The sequence below is a fragment of the Bacillus sp. ISL-51 genome (assembly GCF_018613535.1).
Lineage (GTDB): Bacteria > Bacillota > Bacilli > Bacillales > Bacillaceae > Bacillus.
In genome coordinates this window covers 54,743-81,707 of sequence record NZ_JAGGQB010000002.1, presented here as the reverse complement: position 1 = coordinate 81,707, position 26,965 = coordinate 54,743, and the positions used below count along the sequence as shown (strand labels likewise).

The 26,965-nt window shown below is 46.6% G+C and carries 25 protein-coding genes and 1 pseudogene; 14 read left to right on the top strand and 12 right to left on the bottom strand.

Annotated features, from left to right (window positions below; translation table 11 throughout):
- Nucleotides 1-8: 8 nt before the first annotated feature.
- Nucleotides 9-4,286 carry a multifunctional 2',3'-cyclic-nucleotide 2'-phosphodiesterase/3'-nucleotidase/5'-nucleotidase gene (locus J7E26_RS00540; protein WP_214812870.1) on the bottom strand — a complete coding sequence of 1,426 codons (4,278 nt, stop codon included), beginning with the start codon at nt 4,284-4,286 and terminating at the stop codon, nt 9-11.
- A gap of 224 nt (nt 4,287-4,510) precedes the next feature.
- Here J7E26_RS00540 and J7E26_RS00535 point away from each other — a divergent pair, with 224 nt between their 5' ends.
- Nucleotides 4,511-5,026: a type 1 glutamine amidotransferase domain-containing protein gene (locus tag J7E26_RS00535; RefSeq protein WP_214800417.1), complete on the top strand. Its 516-nt coding sequence runs from the start codon at nt 4,511-4,513 to the stop codon at nt 5,024-5,026.
- A 19-nt stretch (nt 5,027-5,045) separates the two neighbouring features.
- Here the strand turns inward: J7E26_RS00535 and J7E26_RS00530 are convergent, their stop codons facing one another.
- From J7E26_RS00530 to J7E26_RS00510, 5 genes and pseudogenes are all read right to left on the bottom strand, one after another.
- The gene (locus J7E26_RS00530) at nt 5,046-6,074 is read right to left on the bottom strand and encodes a LacI family DNA-binding transcriptional regulator (protein ID WP_214800416.1); all 1,029 of its coding nucleotides are present in this window, start codon (nt 6,072-6,074) and stop codon (nt 5,046-5,048) included.
- A gap of 133 nt (nt 6,075-6,207) precedes the next feature.
- The gene (locus J7E26_RS00525; protein ID WP_214800415.1) at nt 6,208-7,092 is read right to left on the bottom strand and encodes a shikimate dehydrogenase; all 885 of its coding nucleotides are present in this window, start codon (nt 7,090-7,092) and stop codon (nt 6,208-6,210) included.
- Between the two features lie 41 nt (nt 7,093-7,133).
- Nucleotides 7,134-7,895, bottom strand: coding sequence for a type I 3-dehydroquinate dehydratase (aroD, locus tag J7E26_RS00520; RefSeq protein ID WP_214800414.1), 762 nt, complete (start codon nt 7,893-7,895; stop codon nt 7,134-7,136).
- 26 nt (nt 7,896-7,921) lie between these two features.
- A pseudogene (locus J7E26_RS00515) lies at nt 7,922-8,912 on the bottom strand (MFS transporter).
- Between the two features lie 312 nt (nt 8,913-9,224).
- Nucleotides 9,225-9,440, bottom strand: coding sequence for a DUF1128 domain-containing protein (locus tag J7E26_RS00510; protein WP_214800413.1), 216 nt, complete (start codon nt 9,438-9,440; stop codon nt 9,225-9,227).
- Between the two features lie 155 nt (nt 9,441-9,595).
- Here J7E26_RS00510 and J7E26_RS00505 point away from each other — a divergent pair, with 155 nt between their 5' ends.
- From J7E26_RS00505 to J7E26_RS00495, 3 genes are read left to right on the top strand one after another with little or no spacing between them, the layout of a single operon-like run.
- Complete coding sequence (locus tag J7E26_RS00505; RefSeq protein ID WP_214800412.1) at nt 9,596-10,069, top strand: low molecular weight protein-tyrosine-phosphatase; 474 nt, start codon at nt 9,596-9,598, stop codon at nt 10,067-10,069.
- A gap of 14 nt (nt 10,070-10,083) precedes the next feature.
- Nucleotides 10,084-10,413 (top strand): hypothetical protein, encoded by a 330-nt coding sequence (locus J7E26_RS00500; protein ID WP_214800411.1) that lies wholly within the window; start codon nt 10,084-10,086, stop codon nt 10,411-10,413.
- Nucleotides 10,414-10,424: 11 nt separating this feature from the next.
- Nucleotides 10,425-11,264, top strand: coding sequence for a YihY family inner membrane protein (locus tag J7E26_RS00495; protein WP_214800410.1), 840 nt, complete (start codon nt 10,425-10,427; stop codon nt 11,262-11,264).
- A gap of 186 nt (nt 11,265-11,450) precedes the next feature.
- On the opposite strand, the gene J7E26_RS00490 is transcribed toward J7E26_RS00495, so the two are convergent.
- A complete protein-coding gene (locus tag J7E26_RS00490) occupies nt 11,451-12,629 on the bottom strand; it encodes an MFS transporter (protein WP_214800409.1) in 1,179 nt (392 codons plus the stop codon).
- Nucleotides 12,630-12,789: 160 nt separating this feature from the next.
- Between J7E26_RS00490 and cax the strand changes: the two genes are divergently transcribed.
- Nucleotides 12,790-13,845 (top strand): calcium/proton exchanger, encoded by a 1,056-nt coding sequence (cax, locus tag J7E26_RS00485; protein ID WP_214800408.1) that lies wholly within the window; start codon nt 12,790-12,792, stop codon nt 13,843-13,845.
- A gap of 70 nt (nt 13,846-13,915) precedes the next feature.
- The gene (locus J7E26_RS00480; protein WP_214800407.1) at nt 13,916-14,710 is read left to right on the top strand and encodes a YfkD famly protein; all 795 of its coding nucleotides are present in this window, start codon (nt 13,916-13,918) and stop codon (nt 14,708-14,710) included.
- Nucleotides 14,711-14,737: 27 nt separating this feature from the next.
- On the opposite strand, the gene J7E26_RS00475 is transcribed toward J7E26_RS00480, so the two are convergent.
- Together J7E26_RS00475 and yfkAB are read right to left on the bottom strand one after the other, a co-directional pair.
- The gene (locus J7E26_RS00475) at nt 14,738-15,571 is read right to left on the bottom strand and encodes a mechanosensitive ion channel family protein (RefSeq protein WP_214800406.1); all 834 of its coding nucleotides are present in this window, start codon (nt 15,569-15,571) and stop codon (nt 14,738-14,740) included.
- Nucleotides 15,572-15,577: 6 nt separating this feature from the next.
- Nucleotides 15,578-16,699 (bottom strand): radical SAM/CxCxxxxC motif protein YfkAB, encoded by a 1,122-nt coding sequence (yfkAB, locus tag J7E26_RS00470; protein ID WP_214800405.1) that lies wholly within the window; start codon nt 16,697-16,699, stop codon nt 15,578-15,580.
- 145 nt (nt 16,700-16,844) lie between these two features.
- Between yfkAB and J7E26_RS00465 the strand changes: the two genes are divergently transcribed.
- On the top strand, nt 16,845-17,030 hold the full coding sequence (locus tag J7E26_RS00465; RefSeq protein ID WP_003155558.1) for an SE1561 family protein: 186 nt from the start codon (nt 16,845-16,847) through the stop codon (nt 17,028-17,030).
- Nucleotides 17,031-17,130: 100 nt separating this feature from the next.
- Nucleotides 17,131-17,922 (top strand): delta-lactam-biosynthetic de-N-acetylase, encoded by a 792-nt coding sequence (gene pdaA / locus J7E26_RS00460; RefSeq protein ID WP_214812868.1) that lies wholly within the window; start codon nt 17,131-17,133, stop codon nt 17,920-17,922.
- A 35-nt stretch (nt 17,923-17,957) separates the two neighbouring features.
- Here the strand turns inward: pdaA and J7E26_RS00455 are convergent, their stop codons facing one another.
- The 3 genes from J7E26_RS00455 to corA form a co-directional block, all read right to left on the bottom strand.
- On the bottom strand, nt 17,958-18,836 hold the full coding sequence (locus tag J7E26_RS00455; RefSeq protein ID WP_311379895.1) for an NAD(P)-dependent oxidoreductase: 879 nt from the start codon (nt 18,834-18,836) through the stop codon (nt 17,958-17,960).
- Nucleotides 18,837-18,889: 53 nt separating this feature from the next.
- Complete coding sequence (locus tag J7E26_RS00450) at nt 18,890-19,531, bottom strand: hypothetical protein (RefSeq protein ID WP_214812864.1); 642 nt, start codon at nt 19,529-19,531, stop codon at nt 18,890-18,892.
- 61 nt (nt 19,532-19,592) lie between these two features.
- Nucleotides 19,593-20,552: a magnesium/cobalt transporter CorA gene (gene corA / locus J7E26_RS00445; protein ID WP_214800401.1), complete on the bottom strand. Its 960-nt coding sequence runs from the start codon at nt 20,550-20,552 to the stop codon at nt 19,593-19,595.
- A 105-nt stretch (nt 20,553-20,657) separates the two neighbouring features.
- Between corA and J7E26_RS00440 the strand changes: the two genes are divergently transcribed.
- From J7E26_RS00440 to acoA, 6 genes are all read left to right on the top strand, one after another.
- Complete coding sequence (locus J7E26_RS00440; protein WP_214800400.1) at nt 20,658-21,533, top strand: DNA-3-methyladenine glycosylase family protein; 876 nt, start codon at nt 20,658-20,660, stop codon at nt 21,531-21,533.
- A gap of 107 nt (nt 21,534-21,640) precedes the next feature.
- Nucleotides 21,641-23,041, top strand: coding sequence for a 23S rRNA (uracil(1939)-C(5))-methyltransferase RlmD (gene rlmD, locus J7E26_RS00435; protein WP_214800399.1), 1,401 nt, complete (start codon nt 21,641-21,643; stop codon nt 23,039-23,041).
- A 401-nt stretch (nt 23,042-23,442) separates the two neighbouring features.
- Complete coding sequence (locus tag J7E26_RS00430; protein ID WP_214800599.1) at nt 23,443-24,429, top strand: tRNA dihydrouridine synthase; 987 nt, start codon at nt 23,443-23,445, stop codon at nt 24,427-24,429.
- A 290-nt stretch (nt 24,430-24,719) separates the two neighbouring features.
- Entirely contained in the window at nt 24,720-25,172 is a 453-nt protein-coding gene (locus tag J7E26_RS00425; RefSeq protein WP_214800398.1) for a DUF6884 domain-containing protein, read from the top strand.
- Nucleotides 25,173-25,529: 357 nt separating this feature from the next.
- Nucleotides 25,530-25,679: a hypothetical protein gene (locus tag J7E26_RS18655; protein ID WP_483861461.1), complete on the top strand. Its 150-nt coding sequence runs from the start codon at nt 25,530-25,532 to the stop codon at nt 25,677-25,679.
- A gap of 283 nt (nt 25,680-25,962) precedes the next feature.
- The gene (gene acoA / locus J7E26_RS00420; RefSeq protein WP_214800397.1) at nt 25,963-26,964 is read left to right on the top strand and encodes a thiamine pyrophosphate-dependent dehydrogenase E1 component subunit alpha; all 1,002 of its coding nucleotides are present in this window, start codon (nt 25,963-25,965) and stop codon (nt 26,962-26,964) included.
- Nucleotide 26,965: the final 1 nt, after the last annotated feature.

Below are 26,965 nucleotides of genomic sequence, written 5' to 3'. Positions count from 1 at the left end.
CTTTTTTTTTATGCCTGGCTTGCCTTTTTTCCTTTTCTTCTCTGATACAGATACAGCGCTGTACCGAGTGCGCTGATGATAAATCCGGCAAGGAGGATGGAATACATGGTTGTAGCGGTGTCAGGCAATAAGCCGCCCGGCAAATGTCCGCCGGGTTTGGTGCCGGAAGAAGGCTGCTTTCCGGAGCCGTTATCTCCGCTTGTCGGCGGAATGCTCTTTGCATTCGCATTTAACACCGTGTATTCGCTGAAGTGATTGGTATAGCCAGTGGCGACATCATGTGAGACCGAGCCGTTGTCTGTTTTCGTATAGATTTTCTTTTTCCGGTCTACATGATAAATGCCGGGGTGGTTTGCTTTTTTCGTATTGTCAATGCGCAGGGTGAGCTTGACCGGCGCTTTGAATGTCTTCACTTCTTTGTTGTTTTGCTTCATATTAAAATCGTACACATTTGACAGAGCAGCGTTCATTTTTCCTTTTGGCGTCACACCGAATCGGGTGTCGGCCGCGCTCACATTGGCCATCGGCATTTTCATGCTGAACTTGTCATGAAATATCGTGAGAGAAGGATCGGATTCTCTGTCCTTTAACAGGCCGATCTGCTTTTTAGTCACTTTCAGGTCAATCGGTTTTTTTGCACCGTCAGTTTTATCATAATAAACAATTGGTGTGTTGGCGTTTTTCGCATAGACGGAAAACGCGTCATCATTTTCAAGCGTCCACGTTCCGTCTTTTTGTTTTGTCGGAAGATAGACTTCCTGAATGCGGCCGTCTACTTTCGGTTCGACCTGTTTCCCCAATTTTTCAAGCTGCTCCGTGAAAATTTCATAGTCGACAAAGCCCAGATCTTCTTTATGAGAAGCCTCGTTAAAAACGGAATAGCCGTCTCCGCCCGCGCCGACAAAGTTATTTGTGGCGACCCTGTAGGTTTTGTCATCGGAAATACGCTGTGTGCTGCCGTCATCTTGCACGGCTGCAACGTTAAGAACGCGGTTTCCCGGCTTATGATTCAGCGTGAACGTGTATGTCAATCCGGAAACCTGAGGGAAGGCGCCGCCTTCAGCTTCAATGCCGCTTAATCCTTGTTCCAGTGCTTTTTTTATTTGTTTTCCGGTTAAATCCGAAACGTAAAGCGTATTGCCGAACGGCATCACATTCAAAACTTCTCCGAGCGTGATGTCTCCTTTGTCAATCCCTGCTCGGATACCGCCTCCGTTTGTGATGGCGAATTGAGCGCCCGCGGCTTCCTTCGCTTTTTGCAGCATGCCGTCAGCGATAAAATTGCCGAGGTTTGTTTCTTTTGAGCGGACATGCTCGCGCTGGCCGTCCAGCGCCACTTTTGTATAGCCGACTTTTTCATTTTTGACCGATACGAGCTCGTTTTTAAACGTATCGAGCTCTTTTTTTATGTCCGGATCTTCTTTTGTCTGTTCGTCAATCGGCAGCGCTTGAAGGGAGGATTGTCCCGGTTGTACGACGCCGTTTTGATCGAAGGCGACATCAACCCGCCCTAAATATTCGCCATATTCCTTCGCTTGGGCCACAATGGTCGGCTCTTCGTTTTTCACAACCTCCATTTTGTCAACCAAGGTGTGCGTATGGCCGCCGACGATTAAGTCAATGCCCTTTACTTTTTTGGCCAGATCGAGATCGCGCTGATGGCCGATATGGGTCAAGGCGATAATTTTATTTGCATGTTCTTTGTCTTGAATTTCTTTTACCGTTTTCTGCGCTGATTCAAAGGCGTCATTAAACACAATGCTTTTCCCGGGGCTTGATGTGGTGGATGCGTCTTCTGTCGTTAAGCCGAATACGGCGACTTTTTCGCCGTTGACATCAAGCAAAATGTACGGATGGATGCCTGCTTTTTTCTTTTTCCCCGCTGTAAAGGTGTCCGGCTTTTTAATAAACGGACTCAGCTTTGCCTCTTTGGAGACATCAACGTTTGCGCTGACGATCGGGAAATCCGGCGCTTGAAAATTGTATTTGCCGGCCGGATCAACGGCGCTGCCGTTGCCGCTGAGAAAGCTGGCGAGAGCAGCCGGGCCTTTATCGAACTCATGGTTCCCGAAAGTCATCGCGTCATAGCCCATTTTATTCATCATCTTCAAGTCGGCCAGCCCTTGCCATTTTGTAAAATAGAGATCACCGGAGAATACATCTCCCGCATCGAGCAAAATGCTGCGGTCGGTTTCGCTTCTGATCTCCTTGATTCTCGTCATCCGCCTCGCCGCGTTATCCAGGTGGGCGTGCGTGTCATTTGTATGCATGACGGTGAGCTTCCACGTCTCATCTTTCGGCGGATCTGTGCCGGGCTCCTCATCTTTAAATTGCAGCTTGTATTGTCCGTAGCCCGCGTTTTTTGATTCGCCGATATAAGCGACGTCGTCTGCCCTGTCGGCAAAAGGTTTCGCAGACAGGGAGGATTCAAATGTCAGGTTTGTCCCTTTGACCGGCAGGATGGACCAATTATTATCGGCCTTCGGATTAATCGTTTTCTGCTGGATAATATAATCCATTAATACTTGTCTGTTTTCATCGGCTGATGAGTAAACGATTTTATCATTGCTCAAGTGAGGGAAGCCGCCGCCTCCTGAAGCGCGGTAATTGTTTGTGACGATCAGAAATTCCTGATTCGCGCTGACGGGTTTTCCTTTATAAGAAAGATTGACGATTCTGCTTGAGTCAGGATGGATTACCGTCCCGTTTTCGTTGTACTTGGCCGGTTTGGTGACATCGACCTGATAGGTGACGCCGTCAATGACATCAAAATTATAAGAGCGGTAATCGTCATTCAGAAGCGCTTGGCTGCCGCCTTTTGCGGCGTCAATCTGATTAAATTGCCCAGCGGACATTTCAAGCCAGTCTTTGACTTCGCTTCCGTTCAGTTTGACGATCTGAACCGTATTGTCATACAGGTATAAATCACCAATGTTTTTAATGGCAAGATTGCCGGCTGCAATATTGGTGTAGTAGCTGGAGCCGTTTCGGCCGCCCGCCTTAAACGGAGCGCCTGCCGAGAGGATGGGCAGATTTTTATATTCCGTATCCTTCATCTTGTTTTCGGCATACCATTTTTGCGCGTCCGTCACGATTTGAATGGACGGATCGTCTTTGACTTGGGCGAAGAAACTGTTGATACCGGCTTTTGTTTGGCCGACGGGTTCTCTGATGTATTTCAGTGTGCCTTCATGCGCTTTTTTTACCGTATTGACGACGGTTTCGTTTTCTGAAGTCACATTGCCGGCGATCGGCTCGATACTGCCTTTCGAATCAGACACGTGCCACTCGCCGTCTGTTTTTTCGAGCTGGAGGTCGATGACGCCCGCATATTTGCCCCAGCTGCTTGGCATGACAACAGGGATGCCGTTAATCGTTCCTTTATCCACGTTGAATTTATCAACGCCTTTGTATTCCGCATCAGGGAAAAGCCCGTGCTGGTGGCCGGATACAATCGCATCTATTCCGTTTACTTTTGTAGCCAGATCAAAAACGGCATTTTCCGCTCCGGCGGATTGCGCCTTTTTTTCAATTCCGCTGTGCGCAAGGGCGATGATGACATCGGCGCCTTCAGCCTTCATTTTCGGAATGGTTTCTTTGGCGGATTCGACAATGTCCTGCACCTGAATGCTGCCCTCGAGATTTTTTTTATCCCACGTCATAATCTGAGGCGGGACAAAGCCGATATAGCCCACTTTAATCTGCTGCTTTACTCCGTTTTCATCCGTCACCGCTTTGTCTTGAATCACATACGGCGTAAAGCGGTTCTTGCCGCTCATTGTTTTAATATTGGCGTTGACGATCGGATAGTCAGCGCCTTTGATTGTGCCGTCCAAAAAGTCGAGCCCGTAATTAAATTCATGATTGCCGAGTGTTCCCGCGTCATAGTGCAATTGGTTCATCACTTCAATAATCGGATGGGTCTTCGCGCCTGTGATAATATCGTTTTTCTCATATTTTACGGCGTATTCTCCAAGAGGGTTTCCCTGGATCAAATCTCCGTTATCGACAAGCAGTGTGTTCGGGTTTTCCTGCCTGTGTTTTGAAATCAGCTGAGCTGTTCTGGCAAGCCCGAATTCAGTTGTTGCTTTGTCGCTGTAGTAATCATAATCCATCATGTTGGCATGAACATCAGTTGTCGCTAAAATACTAAGGTTCACACGGGAGGATTTGTTTTCTTCTGCTTTAATGGGTGATGTGGGGAGGATTAGACTAATTATCATAACTAGGGGCAGCAGAATACGGAGTGTCATATAGACGCTGCATCGTCTTTTCTGTATTCTCACCTGTTCTCCACCTTTCAACAAATTTTTTGTTATGCAGTTCCATTGTAAGAATATTTTGTGAAACTTTATATAGATTTCATGATGATTCTTGTGAAAAGATGAAAAATGAGGATAATGACCTATGTAAAACCGGATGGTGAGGGCGATGTCTTGTATGTTTTACTTTAGTGTGGCTGGGGTACATTGTTTTATGTAGACTTCATCAAGCAGGAGGTAGTATAACCATGGGTAAAAAAATTGCAGTTGTGTTAACAGACTATTTTGAGGATGTCGAGTATACTGAGCCTGCAAAAGCTTTTCAAGATGCAGGTCATGAATTAACGGTCATTGAACAGGAAAAAGGAAAAACAGTAAAGGGCAAGCAAGGGGAAGCGGAAGTGAAAGTGGACGCGTCCATCGATGATGTCAATCCGAAAGACTTCGATGCACTGCTGATCCCAGGCGGATTCTCGCCGGATATGCTTCGCGCGGATGACCGCTTCGTTCAATTTGCTAAAACATTTATGGATGATAAAAAACCGGTATTCGCCATTTGCCACGGCCCTCAGCTCCTAATCAACGCGAAAACATTGGACGGGCGGAAAGCGACGGGATTCACGTCCATTCGGATTGATATGGAAAACGCCGGCGCGAACGTGGTGGATGAAGAAGTCGTTGTCTGCCAAAATCAGCTGGTCACAAGCCGTACGCCAGATGACATTCCTGCGTTTAATCGCGAATCTTTAAAATTGCTTGCTTAAAATAAAAGCGGGACGCCCCTTAGGCGTTCCGCTTTTTTGATGAGGATTCCCTGACGACCAGCTCAGGCGGCAGGATGATGCGCTGTTTTTTGTGCTGGGAATCGGTGAGCTTATGATGCAGCAATTGAGCGGCTTCCTTGCCTGACTGCCGAGGAAATGATGAAACGGTGGTGAGAGGGGGATAGGAAATCTCAGCTTCCGGCACGTTATCAAATCCGACAATATCAATATCCTCTCCCGGTATGAGACCGGCCTGTCTTACCCCTTGCATCACGCCGAACGCAACCAAATCACTGAAGCAGAAAATCGCGGAGGGGCGAGCCGGCTGACGGAGCAGCTTCATCACAGCTTCATATCCTTCCTCGCGGGTCGGAGCGCTGTCAATTACAAATTCATTCCTTACCTCAAGATTTGCTTCATGAAGCGCTTTTTCAAAGCCTTTCATTCGTTTCGTCCATGTAGAGGAGTTTTTCACTCCGCCTAGAAACGCAATGTCCTTATGGTCTTTTTCTATTAAGTGATGAACGGCTTTATAGGTTCCTTCTTCATAATCAGCTCCGACAAAATCACAGTCGGCATCGGCAATTTCCCTGACGGCGAGCACCACCGGAATATCAAGCTGCTCAAGGCGTAAAAGCGTCTCCTCGGCTGCTCCTGAAACAGGACACAAAATCAATCCGCCGACACGGTGTTCCAGCATGGTTGAAATCAGCTGATCCTGCTTGGCGACAGAATCGAACGTCGTTCCTAATAGCACCGTTAATCCGACTTCTTCTAGCGTATTTTGAACCCCGATCAGAAACTCTGAGAAAAATGTATTGGAAATGTCAGTAATGATCAGTCCTACAGTCGTCGACGTCTGTGATCGTAAATTCGCGGCGACCCGATCATATACATAACCCAGATCCCGCATGGATTGGAGCACTCTTTCTCGGGTCGCTTCTGAAATTCTCGGATTATTGCGGACGATCAGAGAGGCGGTGGATGTTGACACGCCTGCATGCTCAGCCACTTGCTGCAGGGTCACCCGTTTTTTTTGTTGTTTCATACGTCGCATTCCTCACTTGGTATGGATTCTTACAACCATTATAATCGTTTTCTTGTCTGAGAAGAAAGGGGAGAGGGCGAAAATGAAAAAACGCCGGGAGACGATGTGTCTCTCAGCGCTTCTGGATGATTTCTTATTCAAACATTTGCTCTTTAATGTATTGAACCGGCATTTCCCGGCCTGTCCAGTATTCAAACGCCATGGCGCCCTGCCAAAGCATCATGCCGAGGCCGTTAATGGTTTGGCAGCCTGCTTCTTCAGCTTGTTCGAGCAATTTAGACTTCACGGGGTTGTACACAACGTCTGTCACAATCAGATCCGGGCGGAGCATCGAAGTATCTTCAATGACACTCAAGCCTTTCAGCGGCTTCATGCCGACGCCCGTTCCGTTTGCGAAAATGTCGCTTGATGCGATTTCGGCACGCAGCGCTTCTTTATCTTCGAGGGGGAAAATATTCGCTTTACAATGAGAATCTTTCATATCCTCGTTAATAATGCGGACATTTTCTTTCGCTCTTTCGAAAAAGGCGTCATTGCGGGCGAAGATGGAAATTTCACCGAGACCTTCCAATGCGGATTGGATCGCAATCGGAGTAGCCGCGCCGCCGGAGCCGACAAGCGTCATTTTTTTGCCTGTAATATCAATGCCGTGCTCTTTTAAGTTGCGGACGTATCCCATTCCGTCTGTTGAATGGCCGATCAATGTGCCGTTTTCATTGACAACGGTATTAACCGCCCCGGTGAATTTCGCTGAATCGGCGAGTTCATCAAGGTAAGGAAGGATTTTCATTTTGTTCGGCATTGATACGTTAAAGCCTCTTACGTTTAATGCACGCATGCCTGTTACCACATCTTGAAGCTGTTCATTCCCGACTTCAAAAGCGAGGTAGGCGTAGTTCAGCCCTAATTTTTTAAATGCCAGGTTGTGCATCGTCGGAGATAATGAGTGTCCGATCGGTGTGGCAAACAATCCGACGAGTTGTGTTTTTCCGTTAATCCGTCCTAAGTCTTTCTTCATGATGTATTCCTCCGTTAGTCAATGCGGTTTTCAGGTTTTGATTACATGTTTTTGTTTAAAACCGTTAATACACTGCGCAGTTCATCAACAGGAATCTGTCCGGGCGCAGATGCTTCTTTGCCTGCGCCGAATGTGCACGCGGAGCCGAAGACTTCGCCGGCAAGGCGGCTGATCAGGCCTGTGCCGGCCATAGACATCGTGATGATCGGCCGGTCTGCGTATTTGGTTTTCATCGTATGTGTGGCGTCCAATAATACGAGGACATCCTCCGTAGATTGCGGCATTACCGCAATTTTAGGAATGTGCGCGCCGTATTCCTGCATTTTGCGCAGGCGGGAGATGATTTCTTCCTTTTCCGGTGTTTTATGAAAATCATGATTCGACATGACGACGTACACGCCGTTCGCTTCCGCCGTTGCCACAATCGATTTTACTTCGGCTTCACCCGTGAACAATTCAACGTCAACGAGGTCAATCTGCTTTGTTTCTATCGCTGTTTTCACCAATTTAACGTAAAAGCTGTCTTCAATGACTTTCTTTCCGCCTTCTTTATGGCTTCTGAAAGTGAAGAGCAGAGGTGTGTCACCCGCCGCTTTTCGCACTTTCTGAATCATGTCCTTAACGGCGTCTAAGCTGTCAACATGCTCGTACACATCAACCCGCCATTCAATAATGTCAGGGTGAAGTGTATGGACGTCTTCAATTTCTTGAAGAAGTTCGTTCTCTCCTGATGCCGTCAAAGGCACAATGATTTTCGGAAGTCCTTCACCGATGACCTTGTTTTTGATTGTAATGGAATTCATGATAAATCCTCTCCCTTAAAAAATAGTTAGGCTTTCATCACTTGTTTAAAGCCGATGCCGATAAACAAAGCGAGAAGGACGCTGACGATCCCGATATCAAGCAGGAATACAGGCGTCAGACCCGCTGCTTTTGAAATCGCTCCTGTTACAAGCGGAATGACAATAAAAGATAAGCTTGATGCTATATTAACAAAAGATGTGATAGTTCCTTTATTTTTAGGGAATAAAATGGCCATGACCGTCATCGCCAATTGCAGAATGCCCGCAGTTGAAAGGCCGATGACAAACGAGCTGATGACGGATGCGGCCGGCTGATGAATAGAAATGAGAGCAAGCAGCGCAACGGCTGCAATCACCGGATACAAGACCATCACCGTAATCGGTTTAATGACTCTGTTTAATAACACGGCCAGCAAAATAACAGAAACAAGTGAGCCGATGCTGTAATAACTTAATAATTTCACAGCTTGTACTTCAGGCATGCCTAAAACAGATTGCCCGAACTTAGGAAGCCATACTTGAACAAGCATAAACAGCGAGGTGGATGAAAAACCTAAAATGATAATGGCAAGACCTTTGCGCCAAATAGAAGGCTGTGTCTTGAATTGATTTTCTGATGGGGCAGCTTCGCCATCTTCTTTCTGTTTATGATTCGGAAGCGGAACCTTCAACAAGAGCCGGGTATGTTCCAGAATCTAAGAAGGAGTTAGCGATCCCCGCGCAAATCGCAAAAATAAAGGCAGCCGTATAGTTGGTTGAGAGCGGAATACCGATAAGAAAAATAAGATAAATAAACGCGCCTGACACGATAAACGGACGTCTTCCGAATGTCCGAGGGCTTTCCCGCGAACAGGAGCGGAATCAGCTTTCAGATTCCAAGTGGCTGATGCCGGCTGCTGAGGTATGGAGCTGTTTTGATAATGACTCCATATTAGAAGCGATGATAATATGGATCATGCCCAGCGGGAAATAGTTGATGTAAAGCCCCGCTGCCATATTGGTGTATTTGTTCTTCATGATGACATCCCCTAATATAGTTAATTAACAATTAAATCACCTTTTTAAATTGAAAAAACGAGAAACAATCCCCTTTAATTGAACCAGCCTTTCTTTTGTAAACTGGATTGATAAAACAGAATATGGGGCAAGCGGGAAACACACTTCCTGCTGAGAATATAAATTAATAGGCGGGTATATCGTTCTACCAACTTCAGGGTTATCATACTCCTTCTTTTTTTTATATGTCAAATGCATGAACATTATTTTTTACTTTTTTAAGCAGCTAGCATAAAAAAGACCCGCCGCTGACGGCAAGTCTGTATGAAAACACTATTTCCGAAGAGAGGCGAGTTCTTGAGCAATGGCCTGCATTTCACTCGGGCTGAATGACTCTTTTTTCATTACCATTTGATGAAGGTATGTCAGATCTTCGATTTTTTCATCGCTGAAGTCTTCCGCTTTGATGACGCCGACATTGAGCATGTTGAGTTTTTGCGAAATATCTTCAATCATTTGGTTTAATGTTTCTGTTTGTTGGCTCGGCAATTTCATGCATCCTTTCATGACCGTATTCGTATCCTTTATTCTAACAGAATTCATTTAGAATAAAAGCTTATTTCCGAAAGGGTGAAAAAGTTGCTAAGATGATGGTAAGGTTTCTGATCCTCAAAATATGGGGAAAGAATAGGGAGGTTATCGATATGATACATGTGTTGTTTGTCTGTTTAGGGAATATTTGCCGATCGCCTATGGCAGAGGCGGTATTTTCTGATATGGTGAAGAAAAACGGGCTTGAAGGGCAGATTAAAATGGATTCAGCAGGAATCGGCGCTTGGCATACGGGAAATCCGCCGCATGAAGGAACACGGGATATTCTCAAGCAAAAAGGGATCAGTACAAGCGGCATCACAGCAAGGCAGGTGCGTGATTCTGACTTGACAGATTTTGATTATGTGATTGCGATGGATGCTGAAAATATCGGGCATCTGCGCAGCATGGCCGGTTATAAAAAAGCGGCCCCCCGTATCGCCCGGCTGCTTGATTACGTACCGGATGCGGACCTTGCGGATGTCCCTGATCCGTACTATACCGGGAATTTCAGCGAAGTGTACGCTTTGGTCGAGTCCGGCTGCAGCCATTTGCTTGAATCCATTAAAAAAGATCATCAATTATAAGGGGGATCGGACAGATGAAACAAAGACGTATGATGGCTAAAGCGATGCTGATCGGCGCTGCCGCCGGCGGAGCATTATCCCTTTTACATAAGCCGACAAGAGAAGCATGCGCCCGCAGCATGCAGGTATGCAAAGAACGGGTGAAGCTTTACCGAAGTGACTCGGCCTTATTGAGAGAGGACGCGGCCGCAAAGATCGCTGAAGCGAAAAAAATCGCCAATACACTGTCGAATGATCTGGATTTTTTGAACAGGCAGATCACCGAGCTGAAACAAACGACGCCGAAAGTCATTGAACTATTGAAAGAAACGAAGGAGCATTTTTCAAAAAAGACCATTAATTGAGGTGGGATGTCATGAGCTTTATAAAGGAGCTGTTAGCAAGGTTTTCTCTTCACGAAGGGCAAAGTAAATCTGCGGAGCTGGCGTATTTTTTTCTTCTGTCTTTGTTTCCGTTAATGATTTTTATGCTGACGCTCACCGCCTATCTTCCCATATCAACAGAAGACGTGCTCGGCGCAGTCGATCAATACGCGCCCGACAGCGCGATGTCGATGGTGAAATCCATTACGGAGCAAACGTTAAACAACCGCAGCGGCGGGCTTTTGTCATTCGGGGTTATCGCCGTGCTCTGGTCGGCCTCTAACGGGATGAACGCCATCGTAAGGGCGTTTAATCATGCATATGAAGTCGAGGAAAACCGCTCATTTATTATCATTCGTCTAACCTCAATTTTTTTAACCATTGCGATGGTGATCACGATTTTAATCGCCCTTTTGCTGCCTGTATTCGGCAGAGAAATCGGAATGCTGGCCGCTGATTTTATCGGCGCCCCCGATCTGTTTTTAAATGTTTGGTCTGTTGTCCGCTGGGTGATCAGTCCGCTCATTCTTCTGATTGTGTTTACTGCGCTTTACATTTTCGCTCCGAATAAAAGGCTGTCTTTCCGTTTTGTGCTTCCCGGCGCTGTTTTTGCCGCCGCCGGCTGGATTATCGTCAGCATGCTGTTTTCATTTTACGTGGGCACCTTTGCCAACTACAGCGCGACATACGGAAGCATCGGGGGAATTATCGTTCTTATGATCTGGTTTTATTTAACCGGAACCTTACTGATTTTAGGCGGAGAAATCAATGCGCTTTTACATAAACGTAAAAAGCTTCCTGATGAAAATCCCTATCGCGAGCGCAAACTATAAGTGAACGAAAGACGTTCAAACCTAAAAAACGGAGGAAATCGTTCATGACCAAGCATACGAAAAAAGGCGGAAGCCACAATAAACAAAATTCAAAAAACGGTTCGAAGAATAAAACAAGCGGAAGCGCTAACGGACAAAACGGATATCACTAGAAAAAATCCGCCTGAATTTATCAGGCGGATTTTTTTATGAAGCAGAGGAGGAATAACCGTCGGCCGTCGGCGTCTCCTTCGTTTTTCCGAAGATGAGCGCAAGCCAAATACCGATCAGGATCACCGTAATAAAATAAAACAAATTAGCGCTTTCAAACCGCTGCATGTACCAGCCCCCTGCCGCAGGGCCGATCATGCTTCCGAGACTGAAAGAAATGCCGCAGAGCAGATTGCCCGCCGGAAGCAAGTGGGACGGAAGAAGGTCGCTCATATAGCTGATGCCGAGGGAAAACATGGAGCCGACCGCCATCCCGGCCATGAAAAAGCAGCCGCCGATAACATAAGGAGTCGGATACAATCCGGCTGTGAAAAAGCATAAGGCGCCCGCTATCAAAATGACAATCAGGACGTGCCTTCTCCCATATTTATCACTTAAGATGCCAAGCGGAAATTGGAACAAAATGCTTCCGAGCGCAAACGCTGGGAGTATCAGCGCGACGGCATCGATAGAAATGCCCAAGCGCAAGGCGTAAACGGGAAAGCTCCCGTTTAATGCTGTTTCTAAAAAACCGTAGCCGAATGCCGGCAGAAAAGCGACCCAGCCCAAAAGCACGGCCCGGTAAAAACGTCTTGCGCTGTTGTCGCCGGATGTTTCGTCAGGACTGGCGGCGGGGAACTCATTACGTAAGAAAAACACAAACAGCCAGGCAGCGAGGCTGATACAGCCTGAAACGATAAACGGCAGCGACGGGCTTGCTTTCACGAGAGGAACCATAAACGGTCCGAAAGCAAATCCAAGACCGAATGACAGCCCGTAAAGCGAAATATTTCTGCCTCTGTTTTGCGCCGTTGATCTTGAGGTCACCCACGTCTGCGTCGAAAAGTGAAGCATATGATCCCCGATTCCGACAAGAAGGCGCAGAAAAAACCAAATCCATATGGATTGAAGCCATATGAAACTGAATAAGCTTATGATGACAAGAAATCCGCCTGTTACAATCAGCGGTTTGAACCCAAGCTTTCTAAGCGGCGCCTCCATGAACGGCGACGCCAAAAGGACACCGATGTATAGGGCGGTGGCGTGGAATCCGTTCATGGAGGCAGATTCTCCATTCGTTTCAAAAATAACGGAGATCACCGGCAAAAGCATCCCTTGGGAAAACCCGGAGATCGAAACAAGCAGGATCAGAATAAAGAAATGCAGTCGAGACATCGCATATTTCTCCTTCACCAGTATCTTTCTTGATCGTACACTGATTTACGCTAGGCGGCAACCTGAAAATGCCAATTTGGCTTTTCACGGGAAGTGTAATCGCGGATGTTTTTGAGAAGGATATAAAAATAATCATTCGAAAAAAGGAGCCCGTGAAAACATGAATCGGATTTTTTTCTTTACGGCCGCGGCAGGTGTGCCGCTTTCGGTTATAGGCAGTCTGATGCATTGGCCGTCAGCTATTTTGTTTATTATTTATTGTGTAACGATTATTGCGCTTGCCAGTTATATGGGACGGGCGACTGAATCGCTGGCCATAATAGCGGGCCCGCGGATCGGCGGTCTGCTGAATGCCACGTTCGGCAATGCGGTTGAGCTGATTATTTCGCTGTTTGCCCTAAAGGAGGGCCTGACGGGCATTGTTCTCGCTTCATTGACTGGTTCGGTGCTCGGCAATCTTCTTCTCGTCGCCGGTCTGTCATTTTTTATCGGCGGCCTGAAATATAAGCGGCAGGAGTTCAATATTCATGATGCCCGGCACAATTCTGGCCTGTTAATTTTTGCGATTGTTGTGGCTTTTGTCATTCCTGAAGTGTTTTCGATGGACATGGGAGAAAAAAGCAAGCTTAATTTAAGCGTCGGCATCAGTATTATTATGATTCTCCTGTATGTTGCGGCCCTTTACTTCAAGCTTGTCACGCACCGCGGCGTTTACCAGCCGAACCAGCCCGCAGCCAAGGAGGAAGAAGAAAAGCCTGAGTGGTCGGGAAAAAGGGCAACAGCCGTCTTATTTGCGGCCACCGTCATTGTCGCCTACATATCTGAAAATCTTGTCCATACGTTTCATGCGGTTGCCGAACAGTTCGGCTGGAGCGAGCTGTTTATCGGGGTCATTATCGTGGCAATCGTCGGGAATGCCGCAGAACACGCATCGGCCATTATTATGGCCTACAAAGATAAAATGGATGTCGCCGTAGAAATTGCGGTCGGTTCGACGCTGCAGATCGCGATGTTTGTGGCGCCGGTTCTTGTGATTTGTTCTGTGTTCTTCCCGGTGAGTATGCCGCTCGTCTTTACACTTCCGGAACTTGTCGCGATGATATCATCAGTCCTATTGATGACCATGATTTCAAACGACGGCGATTCAAACTGGTTTGAAGGCGCCACGCTCCTTGCCGCTTACATCATTATGGGGATCGGATTTTTCCTGCTTTAACCTGTAAAAAGTGCGGATAACAACATTGAGAGAGGAAAAGACTAAGGGAAAATGCTATAGAAAGAGTGATATGATGAAAAAGCTAATTCATGCCACACTTATTCTGCTGTTATCCTTTAGTTTTTTCGGTGTACCATCTGCTGACGCGAAAAAACCGTTTAAGGTTCCGAACTCTGTCGTAAGCATTTCAAAGGAAAATACCTATCCGAATGCTTCCCAGGATCAGCCGACGCTTCAGCCGAGTAAACTGGCTAAGGAATTGTTAGATACATCAGAAATCAACATCGAAAACCCGCATCTGATCAAGATGCTGAACGAATCCTCACTATCCGGCTCACCGCTTGCCGTCGGTTATCGTGCGACAATATTTCTTGGGAAATGGCCGCTCGGATATCAATCGAACGAAACCGTGGCCAACTGGGAATATAAAAAAATCAATACGAACAGAGCCGATAACCGCGGCGGACAGCAGGCGGCGGAAATCAAATATACGCAAGAGCAGAAATACAGAATTAAAGGCGGACTGACAGCGAAGGTGCCGAACGCAGAAGATGTCAAAAGCATGATGATGCAAAAGGCGATGAAAAAAACGAACCTGCCGCTCGCATTTGAAACAGTCATCGGCGCCGGGACGAAACGCGATCAAATTTATAAAATCTCACCGCAGCGGCTCGGCTATTTACACGCCTATGCCCCTGCGGTTAATGAAAAAGGGAAAGTGACGTACGGAGAAGTGTATTTGGTGCTGAAAGGAAGCAAACGGAAACTTGTCGTGAAAAATGTAACCTCACAAGGCATCGGCGCGTGGATTCCGGTTCAGGATCACGTGACATTCGGTTTTCAGATTACCGCGCAGCCAAGATAAATAAAAAAGCTGATTCCTGCTTCGGAATCAGCTTTTTTCCATGCGATATGTTTCTTCAAGCAATTGCACATTGTTTTTGTACAGCTCACGGGCGAGGACCCGTCTGACCGTCAGGCTCGCTGAGAAATAATCTTTGTCCTGCACCATGCCTTTTACGGTAAGTTCAATGCCTCTCGTCACCTTATTTAAACTCATAATCCCGTGTACTTGAAACGGTTCCGCCGCATTCAGAAATTCATCCCGCTTGAGTGAATCACGCAGTTCATCGTTGAGCATGTCGCAGGCATTTTCTAAAACCGCGTATACCCGCTCGGGGTCCTCCTTAAAGCTGATGACCACCGATTCGGTAATCCGCATGAAATCAATGTTATAGTTTTGAAGCTGCCTGACCTCACCGTTTGAAATCGTGAGAAGCTTGCCGCTCCATTCGCGGATTTGCAGCGAGCGGAGGCCGATTTCTTCGACTGTGCCGTTGAATAGATTGTTGATTGTCACATAATCGCCTTTATGAAGCTGGCGTTCATATATTAAAAACACGCCCGCCAGAATGTCTTTTATCAAGGACTGGGCGCCGAAACCGATCACGATACCGGCAACGCCCGCCCCGGCTAAAATCCTGCCGAAATCATGAACAAATAAAGAAATGACGTAAAAGATAAACCCTATCGTCGCCGTATACTGTGTGATGGAACGGACGAGGCTCTCAATGGTTTTCCCTTTCCGCTCCTCTAAGAAATCAGTGCGTTTAAAAAACAGCTGCACAAAGCGGTTGATGATAAACACGCCGGCATACAGCAGCAAAGCGACGATCATCACTTCAACCACTTTACTTTTCAAAATGTCCATAACCGTTGTTTCCATATTCTTTTATCTCCTGGCTTGCCGTAATGAAAAATCCGTATCCTGATAATAGCTGTTTTTGACGAGAACGTTTGGGCCGAGGCACCGAACATGAGCGCAGTGGCAGTTCAGCTCTTTGCTCAGCTTCGTTTCTTTCCATTTGCCGTAAGCTTCAGGAAGGCTGTCTGTTTTAATGTTGCCGAGCGGCGGTGTATCGCCGAAATCCGTCACGATGATATTCCCGTCGAAAATGTTGACATTCAGGCGTGAGCGGCCGTCCGGGTCGTTTCTGACCGTTACGTTTTTAGCTCCGCGCAGGCGGCTGAGGAGCTTCTGGTCCTCGTCATTCGGACTGCAGGCGTAAAACGGCAGCGTGCCGAACAGCATCCATGTCTTTTCATCACGAATGTCCAGCAAATGATGAATGGCCTGTCTCATTTCTGTCAGGCTGAGCGATTCAAGAGCGCTGGCAAAATCACTCGGATACATCGGGTGGACTTCATGGCGCTGGCATTTCATCTCTTCCGTAATTTGACGGTGAATATGCCCGATATGAGGCAGCGTACGTTTGTTCAGCATCGTTTCTGCCGATACCATGACACCGGCCTCGACAAGCGCGCGGCTGTTTTCAATCATCTTGTCAAAATAGCGCGCGCGCTGCTGTAAGGTCGGTTTCTTGTCCATCATCGCGAAGCCGATCTCGGCAAAATCCTCCACGGTTCCCCAGTTGTGAGAAATATGCAGGACGTCCAAATAAGGGATAATCCATTCGTAGCGCTCAATATCAAGCGTCAGGTTTGAGTTTATTTGAGTGCGCACACCGCGTTCGTGCGCGTATTTTAAAAGCGGGACAACGTATTCCTTTACCGATTTTAATGAAAGCATCGGTTCGCCGCCCGTAATGCTGATTGAGCGTAAAAGAGGAATTTCTTCGAGCCGTTTTAATAACAGGTCAATCGGCAGCGCATTCGGATCTTTAGGCTGCAGCGTGTAGCCGACGGCGCAGTGCTCGCATCTCATATTGCATAAGGTCGTCGTCGTAAATTCGACGTTCGTGAGTTTCATATCTCCATACTGGTCCACATCCATGTACGCTTCCCAAGGATCGTACTCCGGCGTAATCGGACGCAGTTTCGTGTTTTGTGTCATGACTATCTAACTCCTTTATAAATGGGCATACTAACGTCTGCCAACTGTTAATTTTAGACCTGATCCATCAAGATCGCAAGTAGCGAAGCGATTGAAAAACAGCAAAAAATGCGCTACCATAATAAAAAATGAATGGAGTGGAAACATGGGGAATGCAGTAAACAGCAAAGATCAGCAGCTTGATTATTTAAAGAACAGACTCGATATGTTTATGAATGTCATTGATTCGTTAGACCCTGAATCAACTGATGTTGAAGATATAGACCGGCTCATCGGGATGCTTGATGACCTCGAAGCGAAATACGAACGCTTTAAAAAGGATTGGGAATAAACCTCGGCAGGCGCCGGGGTTTTTTTCTTTCCATAAAGCGGCTGTATAAAAGGAGAAGAGCTTCTGCAAAATAAGGAAAAATGCAGAAGGAGTGCTGGTCATGAAATGGTTTTGTTCAGTATGCTGCATGGCCGTTTTGCTTGCAGGCGGAATAAAAAGCGCAGAGGCCGTGCCGAATGAACCGATTAGTTGGGGATTTAAACGCAGCGTTAATCATCAGCCGCCGGATGCCGGCAAACAGCTGGACAGTCTGGTCAAAAAATATGATGCCTTTTACTTGGGCAACACGAAAGAAAAGACCATTTATTTAACATTTGATAATGGATATGAAAATGGGTATACCCCGAAAGTGCTTGATGTTTTGAAAAAGCATCACGTCACGGGAACCTTTTTTGTCACGGGCCATTTTGTGAAAGAGCAGCCAGGTCTGATTAAACGGATGTCTAAGGAAGGCCATATCATAGGCAATCATTCTTTTCATCACCCTGATCTGACGACAAAAACGGGGGATCAGATTCAAGATGAACTTGATTCAGTGAGCGAGGCGGTGTATAACATCACAGGAAAGCGGGATAACCTATATCTGCGCCCGCCGCGCGGCGTATTCAGCGAATATGTGCTGAAAGAAACAAAAAGGCTCGGATACCAAACCGTATTTTGGTCCGTCGCGTTTGTCGATTGGAAGGTCGACCAGCAAAAAGGGAAGAAATACGCCTATGATCATATGATGAAGCAGGCGCACCCCGGTGCAATCTACCTCCTTCATACCGTCTCAAAGGACAATTCAGAGGCGCTTGATGATGCGATAACGGACTTAAAGAAAGAAGGATACACGTTTAAAAGCATTGATGACCTGATGTTTGAGAAAGAAATGAAGCTGCCGCGGCTGTAATAAAAAACCTCTCCGATAAAAGGGAGAGGTTTTTGTCATTTCACGCATTTAATTAAAGCGGCCCAATCCAATTCACCGAGCCCGTTCTCTATCCCGTGTTCGAAATGGGATTTTGCCAATTCCGCAAGAGGAAGATGAAGAGACACCTTATCAGCCGCAGCCAGCGCCAAGTTTGTATCTTTCAGTCCAAGCTTCATCTTAAAGCCCGCCGGCTCAAATGTCTGTTCGGCCATGATCGTTCCGTAATTTTCGTACACCGGGGAGCGGAACAGAGAGTTGGCAATTTCTAAAAAGTGCTTTTGTTCCAAGCCGTATTGTTCCGCCAATAAGAATGATTCAGATAATGCTTCAAGCATTGAGACGAGTAAAAAGTTGATGCTGATTTTAGCGGCATTTGCCGTTTTTGATTCTTCGCCTGCATCAAATATTTGCTGTCCCAAGCTTTTGAGAAGGGGTTCGGCCGTTTTCTTTGCTTCTTTCGGCCCTGCTGTGATGATGCGGAGATCGGCTTTCTCAGCGGCGTCGGGACGGCCGAGCACAGGAGCGGCAATAAAGGACTGCCCTCTGCTCGAATGTGCCGCGGAAAGCTGTTCGGACAGCGCCGCGCTGATGGTGCTCATCGAAATATGAATGCCGTTTTCAGATAATCCGGCGATAATGCCGTCAGCCCCGAAGGTAACGTCCGTTACGGCATCGTCATCCGCCAGCATTGAGAGCACAATGTCCGCACGTTCAGCTGCCTTTCTGGGTGTTTCCGCGTAATCGGCCCCTTTTTCCAACAGCTCTGCCGCTTTTTCTTTCGTCCGGTTATACACAGTCAGTTTATATCCTGCTTTCATCACATTTTCAGCAATGGGGCGTCCCATATTGCCGAGTCCCACCATTCCTATGTTCATGCGCTTGTTCCTCCTTATGATCCCTTTTCCATCATTATAAAGAAAAGACTTGGAAAATGCTTACTCTATGATTACCGATGTGCTGCCTTTACGATTACCTCCGGCCCGGAACTGTAACCCGAACCTGATTGAATCCTGCCTTTATTAACACCCGTAAACCGTGTATGAATAATCGCTTTCGAACGGGGCTGTACGGTAAATGTTTTTGGATAGAATGTTACTCCCTTTATGTCTTTTGATAAAGCAGGAACAACCGAAATGGTTTGTTCTTCTTTTCCATAATGATTGACATGAATGGTGCACGACATGCGAGCGGTCCTTCCTGCCACGTAATGGCTGCATTCACTGTCGGGTTTAATGTACTCGACCGCTTGTTTTTCTGAGGCGCCCTGCATCACAATAAAAGCAATTTTTTCGCTTACAGGCTGAACACAGGAAGCAGTCCCCATACTGAGGAGAAAAAGAGAAAACGCGGCGGCGGGAAGAGTCCGTCTGAACAGAATGGAACACCATATCAATGCCCCGAAATAAAGCGTGATTCCGGGAATGACGGAAAGATGTGTCCCCGTTTTTGACCAGGCGGAAAAACCGATTAACTGAAAGATGTAATCAGATATCGTGTAACCGTTGTATAATGTGACGGAGGAAAAGAGACCGCTAAGAAGGAGAAAGAGTGAAACGGTTTTTTGAGAAAAGAATGTAATGGCGAACACCCCTTCCGTTTTTTACCACCATATCATGTGTCATCAAAAAAAAGAACAGCCTCAGCCGTTCTTACTTGAAAATTTTAAACCAGCCTTTACGGGCAAACCAAAACAGCATCGCGGCCACAAGGGCGGCCATAACGCCCAGCACGATAAAATACCCGTATTTCCAATGGAGCTCCGGCATGTTGTCAAAATTCATGCCGTATACACCTGCAATAAATGTCAGCGGGATAAAAATGGTGGAGACGATGGTCAGCGTCATCATAATGGAATTCATCCGGTTTGAGTTCAGCGTCACATAGCTGTCCCGCAAATCAGACGTCATATCACGGTTTGATTCAATCAGCTCCGCCAGTTTTAAGAGATGATCATAAATATCGCTGAAATACGCCTTTGTTTCGCGGCTTTCTTTCACATGGTCAAGGCTCAAAACCCGGTACATCAAATCGCGCATCGGGATTATGGTCCGTCTGAGGTGCAAGAGATCAGTCCGCAATTCAAACACTTCACTCATTAAAGTGCCGTATGACTTATGGGTCCGGCTGTCCTCAATTTCATTCAGCCGGTCTTCAATTTTATACAGCACGGGAAAATATTCATCGACAAGCTGATCCATAATCATATATGTAATGTGTCCGGGCCCTTTTTTGACAATCTCCGGGGAAGCGAGAAGCCGCTCTTTGACCTTTGAGATGCCGAGCGATTCATGTAAATGAAAACTGACGACGTAACGATCCGATTGAAAGATGTCCACCTCTTCCGTTTCCAGCGTATCCGGGTTCAGGGCATGGAGCACGTAAAAGCGATAGCCGTCATAATGATCGATTTTCGGCCTCTGCATATGCTGAAAACAATCCTCAATCGCGAGAGGATGGAAATGAAAATAATCTCGTAACAATGCGGTTTCGTGCACCTCCGCACCGAAAAAATCAATCCAGTACCATGCGATGTCCGGTTGTTCTATGCGTGATAAGGGGATATTTTCTAATATCTGATTGTGTGTTGTGATTGCGGTAATGTGTATCATAAACAACCCTCCGCCTGTCATTATATCATGCGGCGTTATGAAGAAAAGTATACGAATGGCCTCTTTGCCGCTTCATGATATACTGGGACAAAAAGGGGTGATTTCATGTGGAAAGAAACCGTCTCCGTTACGCCTCCGTATCATTTTGACCGTGTGCTGAAAAGGCTGTCACTCGATCCGCTGAACGCCGTGGATCTCAGGGAGAGATCAGTAAAGGTGCCGGTCAGAAGCGGTGCCGGGGAATTATGCATCGTAACCGTACGAGCCGAAGGAACCGCGTCAGAACCAGTCTTTCTCGTCAGCGGCGAAACAAATCAGCAGGAGATGATGGAACGGATAAAGGAGATTTTTCAATGGGGAAAATCGCTTCAAGCCGTGCATGATCATTTCTCCAAAACCAATCTGTCAGCGCTTTTTGAAGAACATGCGGGAACGCCTCTCGTGCTTGAGTACAGTGTGTACAACTGCCTTATGAAATGCATCATTCACCAGCAGCTCAATCTGTCTTTTGCCTTCACTTTAACGGAACGGTTCGTTCATGCCTTTGGCGAACAAAAAGACGGCGTCTGGTGCTATCCGCAGCCGGAAACCATAGCGGCGCTTGATTATCAGGACTTGCGGGAGCTCCAGTTCAGCATGAGAAAAGCGGAATATGCCATTGACACCTCACGGATGATCGCAGACGGAACACTCAATTTATCGGAACTCTCCTTTTTATCGGATGAAGACATCATGAAAAAACTGATCACACTCAGAGGCATCGGACCGTGGACTGTGCAAAACGTGCTCATGTTCGGCCTTGGCCGTCCTAATCTGTTTCCTTTAGCAGACATCGGCCTGCAAAAAGCGGTCAAACGCCGATTCGGCCTCGCTGAAAAGCCGTCAAAAGAAAAGATGCTTGAGGTGAGCAGGGAATGGGAGCCGTATTTAAGCTATGCGTCCTTGTATTTGTGGAGGAGCATTGAATCATCATCTTCCTGAAAAACATGATGGAAGTGCCGGCTGCGTGTTATACTAGAAAGATGTGATGTTTTAGTCAATCACTTTCCAAATACGGAAAGCTTCATATAGAAACGGAGAGAAATAACGTGAACCAACAACATAAAAAGACGCCCGTTGAGCTGAAAGCCGGACAGACATTTCCGCTGACGATCAAACGCCTCGGCATCAATGGAGAGGGCGTCGGCTATTTCAAGAAAAAAGTGGTCTTCGTGCCCGGCGCGCTGCCGGGCGAAGAGGTGGTTGTCGAAGCGACAAACGTCCAGCCGAAGTTTTCAGAAGGACGCATCAAAAAAATCCGCAAACCATCAGAGCATCGCGTCACACCGCCATGTCCGGTATATGATCAATGCGGCGGCTGCCAGCTTCAGCATCTTGCCTACGCCCAGCAGCTTCGGGAAAAACGCGATATCGTCATTCAATCTTTGGAACGCCATACGAGATTTGACGTCAGTAAGATGGACATTAAAGAAACGATCGGCATGGACAACCCATGGAATTACCGGAACAAAAGCCAATTTCAAGTCGGCCGTTCCCAAAGCGGCAGCATCATCGCCGGATTATACGGGCTGGATTCACATAAAATCGTCCCGATCAAAGAATGCATTGTGCAGCATCCGGCAACAAACAAAACAACCGGCATCGTCCGCCGTATTTTAGAGAAGCATAATGTTTCTGTTTATAACGAACGGACGCGAAAAGGCGATGTACGCACAATCGTGACGAGAGTCGGCTTCGAAACAGGTGAGGTGCAAGTCGTGCTTGTCACTGCGAAAGAGACACTGCCGAATAAAGACGAAATCGTACAAGCTATCCAAAAGCGTCTGCCTGAAGTGAAATCCATTATTCAAAACGTCAACGGCGAGCGGACATCCGTCATCTTCGGAGACAAAACAAAAGCGCTTGCCGGAAGCCACGCCATTCAAGAGGTGCTTGGCGACGTGTCATTCGAACTGAGCGCACGCGCTTTCTTCCAGCTCAACCCTGAACAGACGGTCAAGCTGTATGACGAAGTCAAAAAATCCGCACACCTCTCTGGAAAAGAAAAAGTTGTTGACGCCTACTGCGGCGTCGGAACCATTGGCATGTGGGTCTCAAGCGGAGCGAAAGAAATCCGCGGCATGGATGTCATCAAAGAATCAATCGACGACGCCAAGAAAAACGCCAAAAAACACGGCATCAAAAACGCAACCTACGTTACCGGAACCGCCGAACACTGGCTACCGAGATGGACAAAAGAAGGCTTCCGTCCTGACGTTGTCATCGTTGACCCGCCAAGAACCGGCTGTGACAAAACGTTCCTAGACACCATCAAAAAGGTAAAGCCGAAACGCTTCGTCTACGTATCCTGCAATCCTTCCACACTTGCGAAAAACTTGCAGGCGCTGTCGAAGGACTATCGCGTCGAATATATTCAGCCTGTTGATATGTTTCCGCAGACGGCTCATGTGGAAGCTGTGGCGAAGCTTGTATTGAAATCGTCTCATTAATATAAACGATTCCTCATCAGATCTGGATTTCGGCAGAATGAACATTGCCGCTTTCCGGGTCTTTTTCATGCGCAGCCCTTGTCCTGACTGTCTTTTCTAGAATTTCTTTTCAGAGATCTTTATTTTAAAAGATGAAAATTGACGTAAAAAGTAAACTCTTAATTTTTCGCTTTTGTATCAAATAATTTCTCGATTTTTTTTCAATAAGAATACCGTGAATGATTTGTTTCAACTGATACAATTTATGTGTGTTATTTAGTAAAGATTTAAATGTTCAAAATTTACTATCGTTTGATAAGAAGTGCTGACACATGCTATAAGTGTAAAAGAAGCATGGTCAGTTTTTTAATTTTGGGATAAAGGTTTGGCTGTATCCCATCATGAAAGGATTTGGATTTGTTATGACAGATAATTTCTGGCGTGAATTACCACGGCCATTTTTTGTACTGGCACCAATGGAAGATGTGACGGATGTTGTTTTCCGCCATGTTGTGAGTGAAGCAGGCAGACCCGATGTGTTCTTTACGGAGTTTACAAACTCGGAAAGCTATTGTCACCCGGATGGGAAGGATAGTGTGCGCGGCCGTTTGACTTTCACGGAGGATGAACAGCCGATGGTTGCCCACATATGGGGAGATAAGCCTGAAAACTTTCGCCAAATGAGTATTGGGATGGCGGAATTAGGGTTTGAGGGTCTAGATATCAATATGGGCTGTCCTGTACCTAATGTGGCGGGGAATGGAAAGGGAAGCGGACTTATTTGCCGTCCTGAAGTTGCAGCCGAATTAATACAAGCAGCGAAAGCAGGAGGACTGCCAGTAAGTGTGAAGACCAGACTTGGCTACACGGATATAGACGAATGGCGCGGCTGGCTGACACACGTATTGAAGCAGGATATTGCTAACCTCTCCATTCATCTGCGTACTAGAGCGGAAATGAGTAAAGTAGATGCGCATTGGGAACTGATTCCGGAAATCAAGAAACTTCGTGACGAGATAGCACCAGATACCCTTTTGACGATCAATGGGGATATCCCTGACCGGGAAACCGGCTTAAAACTTGCCGAACAATATGGTGTTGATGGAATTATGATTGGACGAGGTATTTTTACAAATCCATTCGCCTTTGAAAAGGAGCCGAAAGAGCATAGCAGTAAGGAATTGCTTGATCTCTTAAGGCTGCATCTGGATCTTCATGATAAATATTCAAAATTAGAAGCCCGTCCATACAAACCTCTTCCCCGCTTTTTCAAGATTTATCTCCGTGGATTCCGGGGAGCAAGTGAATTAAGAAATCAATGCATGAATACAAAGTCAACAGATGAAGTGCGTGCATTGCTCGATGACTTTGAGAGAAAGTATCTTGATGGGATGGAGCAGCAGAAGTGACATAAACAATTCCTCATCCGACCTGGATTTCGGTACGAATTCCGGGTCTTTTTGTGTTCAGCCTTCCAGCCTGCCTTTTCTCGAATCCTTCTCTAATCGGAGAAGCAAAAAAGGTGAAATGACACCCTGATTACAGAAAGCACAGATCTATGTCCCGTTCGCCAAGGGTTTCTGTCTGCCGAGAAGTATCCAGCCGCTGGAGCGGTCACTCTCTCTTTTATCGTTTAGACATGCAGAAATAAGGAAACAATGGTACATTGATATGAGAAACTACATAAGGGGAGAGAAAAATGAAACGACTGTGCATCATCCCCTGCGGCAAGAAAAAAATATGGGACCTCCATCCAGATAAAGGGCCGATAAGGGCGGAGGACGCTTATCTCAGCCCGTTTCATCAGGCGTGCGAGCGGTATGCGAAAGCATTTTTCGATGAGTGGGTAATTTTGTCGGCGAAGCACGGATTCCTTCGCCCTGGTGATATCGTTCCCGAAAATTACGATGTTACTTTTGGTACAGGCCATCCGGAGATCATGACAGCGGAGGAACTGTGCCGCCAATTTTACGAAAAGGGCTTTTCTAATACCAAAGAGCTTGTCATGCTTGGCGGGAAAAAATACCGAAGCGTCCTAAACGCCGTTATCGGAGAACATCAGCACCTCAGCTGGCCTCTATCATCGTACAAAGGCATTGGCTACATGCTTCAAGCGCTGAACCGGGCAGTTGAAGAAAAGCAAGAACTGTAGCACAGCATATCAGGAAAAAGAGTGTGAACATGAAAAAAACTTGTGGTTGGCTTGCTTGCCGTTGCGGTATTATGAGGACTATATATCTACCACATATGGTTCGGTGATCCATTTACGAAAAATGCCGCTTGTGAAGCACACCTATCCAAAAAAGAAATCAAGATCACGAATGGGTATATTACGCTAAAACCTCGGAAGATGTATTTCTCGCTACCCAATGTGACGAAGGGATTTCTTCATCCTAAGGTCACCTGCGATGGAATTGAAGAAGCATCGAAGGAAATAGAAGCAGATCTGAAATAAGCGGTTCTGCAAGTTATAAGAGCTGATGCTTGTTTTGGGTGTCAAAAAGCGCCTATGAGCATGACGATTCAGTTAGACGCCAGCGGATTATCAAAAACAGATGCCGCAAAAGTGGCGGAATCGGTCAAAAAAGCGCTTAATGAAAAGGGATATACACCAGAAGGACGGGGACGGCGGTTTCGGTTATGTCAAATATTCAATTGATTTTCTTCCGAAAACAGCCATTCAGACAAGCGATGCAGAAAAATTAAGCAGTTAAAAGATTTCCGAGGAAATAAATACGTCGATCATTGTCAAAGACAGGGTGATGCCCGGTCTTTTTTTTATGTCATAAAACGAGACAAATGGATCAAATCGAGACAAAATGAGACACCTGTCTCAAACTGTCTCCAGTGTAAAAATAACAACATCGATTTTACGGGCTCAAAAGGCTGGCACACTTCTTGCATTTATAAACGTGAACCCTAAATAGAAGGAGGCGCACAAAATGGAATTGTTAAAACGAGAAGGCTTGTCATTAACTGAGGAGAAAGCGCTGTGGATATACCAAAAGATGCTGGAAATCAGGGGCTTTGAAGACAAAGTGCATGAACTGTTCGCGCAGGGAGTGCTTCCTGGATTCGTCCATTTGTATGCCGGTGAGGAAGCGGTTGCAGTAGGGGTGTGCGCTCATTTACATGATGGCGACAGCATTACAAGCACGCACAGGGGACATGGCCATTGTATCGCCAAAGGCTGTGATCTGGACGGCATGATGGCGGAAATTTTCGGGAAAGCGGCCGGACTGTGTAAAGGCAAGGGCGGCTCTATGCACATTGCCGACCTCAATAAAGGTATGTTGGGGGCAAATGGAATCGTGGGGGGCGGATTCACGCTCGCATGCGGATCAGCGCTCACCGCTAAATATAAACAGACTAGGAATGTAAGCGTTTGCTTTTTCGGGGACGGCGCAAATAACCAAGGCACCTTCCATGAAGGGCTGAACTTAGCGGCAGTATGGAACCTTCCTGTCGTGTTCATCGCCGAAAACAACGGCTACGGCGAAGCCACGACATTTGAGTACGCATCAGCCTGTGATTCAATCGCCGAACGGGCGGCTGCCTATAACATGCCGGGGGTCACAGTTGACGGAAAAGATATTTTAGCAGTTTATCAGGCAGCCGAGGAAGCGGTAGAAAGAGCAAGAAACGGCGGCGGCCCATCTTTGATTGAATGTATGACTTACAGAAACTACGGCCATTTCGAAGGAGATGCCCAGACCTATAAAACAAAGGATGAAAGGACTGAGCATCTTGAAGAAAAGGATGCCATCCAAGGCTTTAAAAACTATCTTTTAAAAGAAACAGATGCAAATAAACTGTCAGATATAGAACAGCGTGTCAGTGAATCGATTGAAAAAGCCGTCTCGTTCAGTGAAGAGAGTCCATATCCGAAAGAGTCAGAATTATTGACAGACGTCTACGTGTCATATGAAAAAGGGGGAATGTGAG